This is a genomic window from Neoroseomonas soli (assembly GCF_018129065.1).
Lineage (GTDB): Bacteria > Pseudomonadota > Alphaproteobacteria > Acetobacterales > Acetobacteraceae > Neoroseomonas > Neoroseomonas soli.
Map to the genome: position 1 here is coordinate 1 of NZ_JAAEDM010000125.1, position 9301 is coordinate 9301.

Here is a 9301-nt window from a genome sequence, read left to right on the forward strand (position 1 = left end):
CGCCACCGGTGCGGCGCGCGGGTCGCAGGGGGCCGACCCCGGCCCGCCGCAATTGCCCCCGAAACTGCCGATGTAGGTCACGCCGCCGCCTGGCGGCACGGCGAAGGTGAATCCCTGTCCGGGCTGGCCCGGGAAGCCATAGGCGGGGAGGAACTGCATGAAGTAGCTGCCGGGCGGCAGGGGCTGCGCGATCCAGCCCTCGACCCCGCCCGCCTCCGATGGCGAGGAGCCGCCGATGTCCGCAGGACGGCCATCCTCGATGCGCCAGGCGGTCGCCCGGGGATGGTCGGCACCTGCGCTGCCCGCGCGCGGCAGGGCGGCGGGCTTTCCCCCCATGGCCGGTTCTTCGGCGGGGGTCGCGGCGACGTTCACCAGGGGGCGGAAGCGCGCCACCACCAGGGTCTCCCCGGCTGTTGCGGCGCGGCGGATTTCGCCGGTGGTGATGGGCACCGGGCCGCTTTGCTGGACGCAGGCGGAGAGCAGGCTGCCCGCCGTGCCGATCGCGGCGGCGCGCCGCGCCCGCCGCGCGCCGGTGCGACGCAGTGGGGACGAGGCTGGTGTCATCCTTCGCTCATCCATGCTCATCGTGCGGCCGCGACGGCGTCGCGCGCCTCGGTCACGCCGCGCACAACGTCCTCCAGCAGCAGCGCGGACCCGCCCGCGCCACAATAGTCGGCGAGCGGCCGGCAGGCGGCCTCGGTCGCCACCGGCAATTCCCAGGGCGGGCGGCGAGCATGGACCAGCCGCGGGTCCGGGGTCGCGCCGGCGACGCTGCGGGTGAACATGGCGTCGAAGGCAGGCTCCGCCTCCCCTGCGCGCTGCGCGGTCCAGCGGGTGGTGACCTCGACGCCGTGCCGGTTCGCCGTCGGCTCGCCGCACTGGCGCAGCAGGACGCGGCGCACCGCCGCCCGCCAAGGCCCTGCCGGCGCCACGCGCGGTGGCGGCAGCGCCGTGTGCAGGTGGCCCTCGACCGAGGCCGGCGAGAGGGTCGCCGCGATCCCCCGCGCACATTCGCCCCATTGCTCCTGTGCGGCGTCCATGGTGCGGCGGGCTTCCTGCGCTGCGCGCAGGCCTGCCTCGGCGCTGCGCTGGCGATGGTCCTGCACCGCCAGATGGATCACGAGCGCGATCGGCAGCGCCACCACGATGGCCGCCGGCAGGAAGATGATGCCGGCGCCGGAACCCGAGGAACTGAAGTTCATGCTGACGGGGCGCAGGAGCGGCTGCTCCTCCGGCCATCGCTCGCTGCGCGGCGCGTTGGGCTGCGCCTGGTCCGGCCGCGGCATGGAGGCGGCGACCGCGTCCCAGTCGATCGAGGCCATCCACGCCGCCGTGTCCACGCCGATCTGCACCCCGCCCGGCGGAGCCAGGCCGGCTGCGTCGAGCCGCCCGGGATAGGGTCGCGCCAAAGCGCGAAGCGGCGCGCCCGCGCCGGGGTGGTGCGCGGCAAGCATGGCGGCCGCGGCCTCGGTCTCGTCCGCCGGTTCCGGTTCGATGCGGCAGCCGCCGACGGCGGGCACGCCGGCGCAGGTGACGCGGAAGGTGCCGATGTAGAGCGTGCGGGGCGTTGCCGGCACGGTGATGGCGAAGCTGCGCTCACCGCCATCCGACAGGCCATAGGCCGCGCGCAGCCGCAGCACGTGGCGCCCGGGCGGCAGCGTCAGGTTCGCCCAGCCTTCGGCGCCGGCCTCGCGCGTCGGCGGGACCGAGAGCGGGCCTGTCTCGGCGCCGGCCGGCTCTCCCTGCCGGCCGGCGCCGAAGGCGGCCAACTCCGCCCCGGCGAGCATCCGCTGTCCCGCGGCAGCGCCGGGCGAAACCGTCACGCGCGCGATCACCAGCGAGGCACCCCCCGCCCATGTCGCGGGCGCGTAGCGCGTCACCACCTCGCCATGCCGCACGAGGGTTTCGCAGCCGGCGAGCAGCAGCGCGGTTGCCACGAGGGCGGCACGGCGCGCATGCGTCCGGTGCGGCCTCGATCCTGCCTGGACCTTCCTCATGCCGCGGAGGCTGCGCGCGCATGGTTCACGCCATGTTGATCTGCCGCAATCAGCGGCCGGCGGGTCAGGCGAAGCGTTCCAGGTGCTCGCGCTTCAGGCGCTGGTTGCAGCGCGCCCACTCGTCCTCGGTGAAGAACACGGGTTCGGCCGGTTCCATGCCGGAGCATGTCCAGTCCGATTGCCGGGCGAAGAAGGCGACGAAGTCTTCCTCGCACGTCCATTCCGCGATGGGCGGGCCGCCGAAATGCCCGTCCTGGATCTCGCACAGTTTCACGCCCGCCGCCGTGCGCAGCAGCCCATGGCCGCAATAGTCGCGATGGAATTCGTGGATCAGCCCGCTGTCCACCGCGCTGTTCACCAGCCGGCGCCAGGTGCGGCGCGCCAGCGCCTCCCCGAACGGCGTGCGGTCGAGGTTGCGTCTCGCCCAGTCCCGCGCCGCGGCGATGCGGCGCTCGCGTTCCGCGTCCGGCATCGCCGACTCAGCTCATCGGCACCGCGACCCAGCGCTGGAAGCCTGGCCGCGCGCCGATCGCGGCGTACCACGCGGCGAGCGCGGGGAAGTGCGGCATGCCCTCGACGCGCACTTCCTGCCCGAACCAGCGGCGCGCGTAGCAGCCCAGCACGATGTCCGCGATCGTCATCGCCGCGCCATCCACATACGGCCCGCCATGACGCGCGATGTGCGCGTCGAGCATCGCCCAGCATTCGCCCGCCGCCTTCGCCGCAGCCATGACGGACGCCATGTCGCGCTTCTCCGGCGGCGTGCGCACCAGGCCCCAGAAGAGGTTGCGTTCCGCCGGACTCAGCGTCGAAAGCTGCCAGTCCATCCAGCGGTCGGCGCTGGCGCGCGCGGCCGGGTCGGCGGGATAGAGTACGCTGCCGTGCTTCATCGCCAGGTAGCGCAGGATGGAGTTCGATTCCCACAGCACGAAGCCGTCATCCTCGATCGTGGGGACACGGCCGTTGGGGTTCATGGCGCGGTAGGCGGGCGTGTTGACCACGCCATGTTCCATGCCGGCATCGCTGCGGTCGTAGGGAAGCCCGAGCTCGTCGAGCATCCACAGCACCTTCTTGACGTTGACCGAGTTCACCCGGCCCCAGAGCTTCAGCATCCGTTCCCCCTGAAGGGCGGGGGGAGAAGAGAACTTCTCCCCCCGCATCCCCCTCAACCTTCTTTGGAAATTGGAGACTGACAGCGGAGGGCGGCGCCAAGAAGACAGAAAAGGGAGGGGGAGCGGGGGAGGTTCTCCTCCCCCGCATTCTTCACCGCGCCGGAACGCGCGCCTCGATCGCGTCCCAGATCGCCTTCTCGAGATGCACGCCGTCGAAGCGCGCGATCTCCTGCAATCCGGTGGGCGAGGTCACGTTGATCTCGGTGAGGTAGCCACCGATCACGTCGATGCCGACGAAGATCATCCCGCGCTTGCTCAGTTCCGGCCCGATCGCCTCGCAGATCTCCTTCTCGCGGTCGGTCAGCTTCGTCGGTTCGGGGCGGCCGCCGACATGCATGTTCGACCGCGCCTCGCCTGCCGCCGGCACGCGGTTGATCGCGCCCATGGCGACGCCGTCCACCAGGATGATGCGCTTGTCGCCCTCGCGCACCGCGGGGACGTACTTCTGGATCACCAGCGGTTCGCGGGACCGCTCGGTGAACATCTCGACCAGCGCGTTCATGTTCGGGTCGTCCGACCGCAGGTGGAAGACGCCCGCGCCGCCATTGCCGAACAGCGGCTTGACGATGATGTCGCCGTGCTCGCGCCGGAAATCCGCGATGCGCCGCCGGTCCGAGGTGACGAGCGTGACCGGCATCAGGTCCGGGAAATGCGTGACGAACAGCTTCTCCGGCGCGTTGCGCACCTCGGCCGGGTCGTTCACCACCAGCGTCTTCGGGTGGATGTGTTCCAGGATGTGCGTAGCCGTGATGTAGGCCATGTCGAAGGGCGGATCCTGGCGCATCAGCACCACGTCGGCGCCGGTGCCGAGGTCGAGTTCCTCCTCCGGCCCGAAGGTGAAGTGGTTGCCCTTCTCCCGCCGTACAGTGACGGGCTTGGCCCAGGCCGTGACGCGCCCGCCGCGCAGCGCCAGGTCGCGCACATGGTAGTGCCAGAGCGCATGGCCACGCGCCTGCGCCTCCAGCATCAGGACGAAGGTGGAATCGGCGTCGATGTTGATGGTCTCGATCGGGTCCATCTGGACCGCGACGCGAAGGCTGCGGGTCATGAGCGCGCTTCCTGATCCTGGTCCGGGAGGGACCGCTTGGGGACGTCGTGCCATCGCCCGACGGAATGCGCCAGGGGACAGGTGGCGTATCGCGCGCTCAACTAATGGTTGTTTTTAGTTAAGATCGTACGATTTCCGGTTAAGTTCCTGCGTGGCTGTGGCATAGGTTTCCACATCGTTAAGCCCCGCCCGCGGGGCGCAATGCGGCAGGACGCCGCGCCCTCCCGATCCGTCGAGATGCGCCATGTCCCGGTTGCCGCCCTTCATCCTGCCCTCGCCCCTGCCTGGGGAGCCGCCGCCCGCCTGGGCGCTGCAGGGCGAGATCCTGGCGATCACGCCGATGCCCGCCTTCCAGGCGATCCTGGCCGACCTGCCTGCACCGCCGTCGGTGCAGCCGGCGGAGGAGTGGTTCCTCGTGCCGGGCACCTTCACCGTGACGGCAGGCAGCGTCGTTGATGCGGCCGCGCCAGCGGCGGAAGCGCCGCCGGACACCACCGACGCCGGTCCGGCACCATCGCGCGGTTTCCTCGTGGTGGCCGCCGCAATGCCCGACCCCGTCCAGGCGGCCCAGGCACCGATGCCGCCCGCCACCGCGCCGGCCGGCTCCGTTCCTGCTGCCCCGACCGGCGATCCGGATGCCCCGGCCGGCACGCCGACCGAGGAGGTCGCCGGCCCGCCGGCCCACCGCGTCCCGGAGGACGCCTTCCCCACCATCGAGGAACTCGACGCCATCCTCGCCGCCCATGCCGGCCCGCCGCCCGTGCCTGACCTGGCGACGCGCGCCGAGGTCGTGGCCGCACTCGGCCTCGACCCTGGCATCGCGGAGGATCCGGACCTTTTCCTCGCGACCCTCGCGGGCCTGGCCCCGGCCGAGGCGGAGCCGGTCCCCGAGGAGCCTCTCAACGAACCGGAGACGACCGCCTGGCCGTGGCCCGCCCTGGGGGGGGATTGGGCGCTGGCGTGATCGGCGCCGACCGCGCCGCCGTCTCGAATCGATAGGGCGCCGCGTCCTCCACCGAGGGATCGAGCACCAGCCGGTGCTCGAGCGGCGGAAAGGCGCGGCTGCGGCAATCCGCCCGGTCGCAGAGCCGGCAGGAGAGCCCGATGCCTACTGCCGCCGCCTCCAGGTCGAGCCCGTCCGCATAGACGAGGTCCGGCGCGCGGGAGATATCGCAGCCCATCGCCACGACATGCACGGGCTGCGGCTCGCCCCAATGCGCCGCAGGCCCTTGCACGCTGCGCGCGACCGTCAGGAAGGTGGCGCCGTCCGGCAGGCGCGCGACCTGCACGCGGATGCGGCCCGGCGTGGCGAAGGCTTCGTGCACCACCCAGCGCGGGCAGGACCCGCCGAAGCGCGCGAAGGGAAAGCCCGCCGCGGAAAAGCGCTTGCCGACATTGCCCGCCGGATCGACGCGCAGGAAGAAGAAGGGCACGCCGCGCGCGCCTTCCCGCTGCAAGGTGGACAGCCGCTGCGCCGCCTGTTCGAAGGAGACGCCGAAGCGCGCGGCCAGCGCCTCGATGTCGTGGCGCAGTTCCCGCGCAGCGGCGAGATAGGGCGCGTAGGGCATCAGCAGCGCGGCGGCGGCGTAGTTCAGCAGCCCGATGCGGATCATCTGCGCCGCTTCGGGCGTCGATGGCTCGGCGCCGGCCGTCGCCGCTTCCACGGCCTCGCGCGCTTCCAGCAGCATCAGGGTGAAGGCCATCTGGAAGCCGCGGCTCTCGCGCGGCAGGGATTCCGAGAGGTAGAGCGCCCGCGCCGCCGCATCGTGCCGGCGCAGCGCGCCCTCCAGCGGCCCGACATGCACCGACAGGCCGTGCACGCGCCGCAGGCGTTCGGCGATGGCGTGGTTCATCTCGGCAGGACGTGCGCCGAGTTCGCGCCCGATCGCCTCCGCCGCCGCTTCCAGCACGGGGAAGTGGTTGGCGCGGTCGTGGAAGAAGTCGCGCGTCTCCTCGTTCGGCAGCAGGATGCGGCGACCCGTCGGCAAGGCGATCCCGGACGAATCCTCCCGCGCCACGCGCCAGGCGCGATACAGCGCAAGCACCGCGCGCGCCACATTGGGCGCCGAGGCGGCGAGCGACGTCACCTCCTCCTCCGGCACCGCCTCGAGACCGAGCATCGGATCGGACAGCACTTCCCGCAGTCCGGATTCCAACTGCCGCTCCGCGCTGCCCGACAGCGCCGCGAGCTCGACGCCGAGCGTCTCGGTCAGCTTGATCAGCAGGGAGGCCGTCACCGCGCGCTGGTCGTGCTCGATGAGGTTCAGGTAGCTGGCGGAGATGCCGAGCCGGGTGGCGAGCGCCTGCTGCGTAAGCCCGCGCTCGCTCCGCAGGCGGCGGACGGTGCGGCCGATCAGGGGGCGCGCCATGGTTTTACACCCTTCACAAAACCGGCGCTGCGACGGTGAAGAACTGCACGTTCTTGCTGCGCCGCACCCAAGATCGCTGGTGAACTTCGGCGATGCAATGTGAATTATTCACGGGCGCCGGATGCACCGGCCGAACGCACTCCGAGGATCACGATGCGCCCGACCATCACCCCTTGCTTCGCGCCCGACGGCACCGGCGGCTCGCTTCCGCCGCAGGATCCGCACCGCTTCGCCGGCATCCGCCGCGACTATACCGAGGCCGATGTCGCCCGCATCGCCGGCTCCTTCCGCGTTCGCCACACGCTTGCCGAGAACGGCGCTCGCCGGCTGTGGGAATTGCTGAAGTCCGAGCCCTTCGTGAACACGCTCGGCGCGCTGACCGGCATGCAGGCGCTGCAGCAGGTGAAGGCCGGTCTGAAGGCGATCTACCTCTCCGGCTGGCAGGTGGCCGCGGATGCGAACAGTGCCGGGCAGATGTACCCGGACCAGTCGCTCTACCCGGTCGATTCCGTGCCGAAGGTGATCAGCCGCATCAACGCCTCGCTGCGCCGCGCCGACCAGATCGCGACGATGGAACGCCTCGACGGCAAGGCCGATGACCGCACGCATTACATGGCGCCGGTCATCGCCGATGCCGAGGCCGGCTTCGGCGGCGCGCTCAACGCCTATGAACTGATGCGCGCGATGATCGAGGCGGGCGCGGCCGGCGTGCACTTCGAGGACCAGCTCGCGTCCGAGAAGAAGTGCGGCCACCTTGGCGGCAAGGTGCTGGTGCCGATCAGCCAGCACATCCGCACGCTGAACGCCGCGCGGCTCGCCGCCGACGTGGAAGGCGTGCCGACCGTCCTGCTCTGCCGCACCGACGCGGAATCCGCGCAACTCCTGACCGCCGACGTGGACGAGCGCGACCGCCCCTTCATCAGCGGCGACCGCACGCCGGAAGGCTTCTTCCGCATCAAGCCGGGAGTGGGCAAGCAATACGCCATCGCGCGCAGCCTGGCCTACGCACCCTATGCCGACCTGCTGTGGTGGGAGACCTCGGATCCCGACCTCGACGATGCGCGCGAGTTCGCCGAGGCCATTCATCGCGAATTCCCCGGCAAGATGCTCGCCTACAACTGCAGCCCGTCCTTCAACTGGCAGCGGAAGATGGGCGTCGAGGCCGCGGCGAAGTTCCAGCGCGAGATCGGCGCCATGGGCTACAAGTTCCAGTTCGTCACCCTCGCCGGCTTCCACAGCCTGAACCTGTCGATGTTCAAGCTGGCCCGCGGCTACGCCGAGCGCGGCATGGGCGCCTACAGTGAACTTCAGCAGGCCGAATTCGCGGCCGAGGCCGAGGGCTTCACCGCCGTCCGCCACCAGCGCGAGGTCGGCGTGTCCTACTTCGACGCGGTGGCGATGGCAGCCTCGGGGGGCCAGGCGAGCACCACCGCGATGACGCACTCCACCGAGGCCGCGCAGTTCCACGACAGCAAGACGCCGCAGCCGGCGCACTGACCCAGCCGAGCGAGAACGAGGAGACGATCCATGAGCGACGACCGCCACGATGATGGCCTGGTGCACGCCCACCGCTGGGCCACCGAACCGCCCCATCCGGCCCAGCCGCGGCCCCAGGTGATCCCGGCCCCGGCCGAAGAGCGCGATGAGGGCCTGGTCCACACCCATGGCTGGGCCTGCGAGGAACGGAGCAGGCCGGCGCACTGAACGGAACCGGCGGGGATGGCTGCCCTCCCCGCCCATCCCGATGCCGCCGCGCCTTCGCGGCGGCATCGCCTGTTCCACGACGATCACCGCGTCGCGAGTGACATGCTGCGTTACATCAAGGACATGGCAGCGTGACGATGGGAGGTTCCTGTCCGCCCTGATCGTCGCGGACGGACCTTATGCACGCATCCCGGTATTCCCTGCCCGGCATCCTTTTCCACTGGACCATGGCGCTTGCCGTCCTGCTCGCCTGGGGCGGCATGCAACTCGCGGAGGCGCTGGGCCGCGGGCCGGCCAAGACCATGGTGGTCGGCACCCATGCGCTGCTCGGCCTCATCGTGCTTGCGCTCCTGCTGCCCCGCATCCTGGCGCGGCTGCTCGGCACCTCCCCAGGTCCGGCGCCGGGCGCACCCGTCTGGGAGCAGCGCCTGGCGCTCGCGGCGCACCTGCTGCTCTATGCCCTGATGCTGCTGCTGCCGGTGAGCGGCATCCTCGTCGCGCTGACAGGCCGCGTGCCCTTCGATCTCGCGGGCCTGGCGACGCTGCCGAACAGCCTCGCCGGCACCGGCCTGCGCCGCACGGTGAAGGAGATCCACGAACTTCTCGCCAACCTGATGCTTGCCACCATCGTCCTGCATGTCGCGGCCGTTCTCTGGCACGCCTTCGTGCGGCGTGACGGCGTGGCCGCGCGCATGTCGCCGCTGCGCGGGGATCAGGCGAGCGCGTCCGCCCGGCGCGGCGTGACGGGCACCAGCAGGTAGCGCACCCCGTTGCTCTCCGCCGGGGGAAACCGCCCGGCGCGGATGTTCACCTGGATCGAGGGCAGCAGCAGCAGCGGCGCGGCCAGCGTCGCGTCACGCTTCGTGCGGAACTCGACGAACTGGTCCTCCGTCACGCCGTCCTTCACATGCGGGTTGTGCGCGCGCTGCTCGGCGACGCTCGACTGCCAGGCGAAGACATCCCGCCCCGGCGCCTTGTAGTCGTGGCACATCCACAGCCGCGTCTGCGGCG

10 protein-coding genes and 1 pseudogene are annotated in these 9301 nt (G+C 71.3%); 4 read left to right on the plus strand and 7 right to left on the minus strand.

Going from position 1 to position 9301, the window contains the following annotated elements:
• The 5 genes from GXW76_RS23775 to gshB all read right to left on the minus strand — a co-directional run.
• Window positions 1-564, minus strand: a 564-nt coding sequence (locus GXW76_RS23775; RefSeq protein WP_211864631.1) for a hypothetical protein, incomplete at its 3' end; no start/stop codon positions are given.
• Between the two features lie 17 nt (window positions 565-581).
• Window positions 582-1997, minus strand: coding sequence for a carbohydrate-binding protein (locus GXW76_RS23780; RefSeq protein WP_211864632.1), 1416 nt, complete (start codon window positions 1995-1997; stop codon window positions 582-584).
• Between the two features lie 64 nt (window positions 1998-2061).
• Complete coding sequence (locus GXW76_RS23785; RefSeq protein ID WP_211864633.1) at window positions 2062-2469, minus strand: hypothetical protein; 408 nt, start codon at window positions 2467-2469, stop codon at window positions 2062-2064.
• A gap of 7 nt (window positions 2470-2476) precedes the next feature.
• Window positions 2477-3109, minus strand: coding sequence for a glutathione S-transferase family protein (locus tag GXW76_RS23790; protein WP_211864634.1), 633 nt, complete (start codon window positions 3107-3109; stop codon window positions 2477-2479).
• A gap of 151 nt (window positions 3110-3260) precedes the next feature.
• Window positions 3261-4217 carry a glutathione synthase gene (gene gshB, locus GXW76_RS23795; RefSeq protein ID WP_211864635.1) on the minus strand — a complete coding sequence of 319 codons (957 nt, stop codon included), beginning with the start codon at window positions 4215-4217 and terminating at the stop codon, window positions 3261-3263.
• A 244-nt stretch (window positions 4218-4461) separates the two neighbouring features.
• Between gshB and GXW76_RS23800 the strand changes: the two genes are divergently transcribed.
• Window positions 4462-5181: a hypothetical protein gene (locus tag GXW76_RS23800; RefSeq protein WP_211864636.1), complete on the plus strand. Its 720-nt coding sequence runs from the start codon at window positions 4462-4464 to the stop codon at window positions 5179-5181.
• Here the strand turns inward: GXW76_RS23800 and GXW76_RS23805 are convergent.
• A complete protein-coding gene (locus tag GXW76_RS23805; RefSeq protein ID WP_211864637.1) occupies window positions 5117-6586 on the minus strand; it encodes a helix-turn-helix domain-containing protein in 1470 nt (489 codons plus the stop codon). The genes GXW76_RS23800 and GXW76_RS23805 overlap by 65 nt on opposite strands.
• Window positions 6587-6739: 153 nt before the next feature.
• Between GXW76_RS23805 and aceA the strand changes: the two genes are divergently transcribed.
• From aceA to GXW76_RS23820, 3 genes are all read left to right on the plus strand, one after another.
• The gene (gene aceA, locus GXW76_RS23810; RefSeq protein ID WP_211864638.1) at window positions 6740-8083 is read left to right on the plus strand and encodes an isocitrate lyase; all 1344 of its coding nucleotides are present in this window, start codon (window positions 6740-6742) and stop codon (window positions 8081-8083) included.
• A 30-nt stretch (window positions 8084-8113) separates the two neighbouring features.
• Window positions 8114-8290, plus strand: a complete 177-nt coding sequence (locus GXW76_RS23815; protein WP_211864639.1) for a hypothetical protein — start codon at window positions 8114-8116, stop codon at window positions 8288-8290.
• A gap of 179 nt (window positions 8291-8469) precedes the next feature.
• Window positions 8470-9051, plus strand: a complete 582-nt coding sequence (locus GXW76_RS23820) for a cytochrome b (RefSeq protein ID WP_211864640.1) — start codon at window positions 8470-8472, stop codon at window positions 9049-9051.
• Here the strand turns inward: GXW76_RS23820 and GXW76_RS23825 are convergent.
• Window positions 9003-9301: pseudogene (locus tag GXW76_RS23825) on the minus strand (MBL fold metallo-hydrolase); the annotation flags it as partial. The gene GXW76_RS23820 and the pseudogene GXW76_RS23825 sit on opposite strands and share 49 nt — an antisense overlap.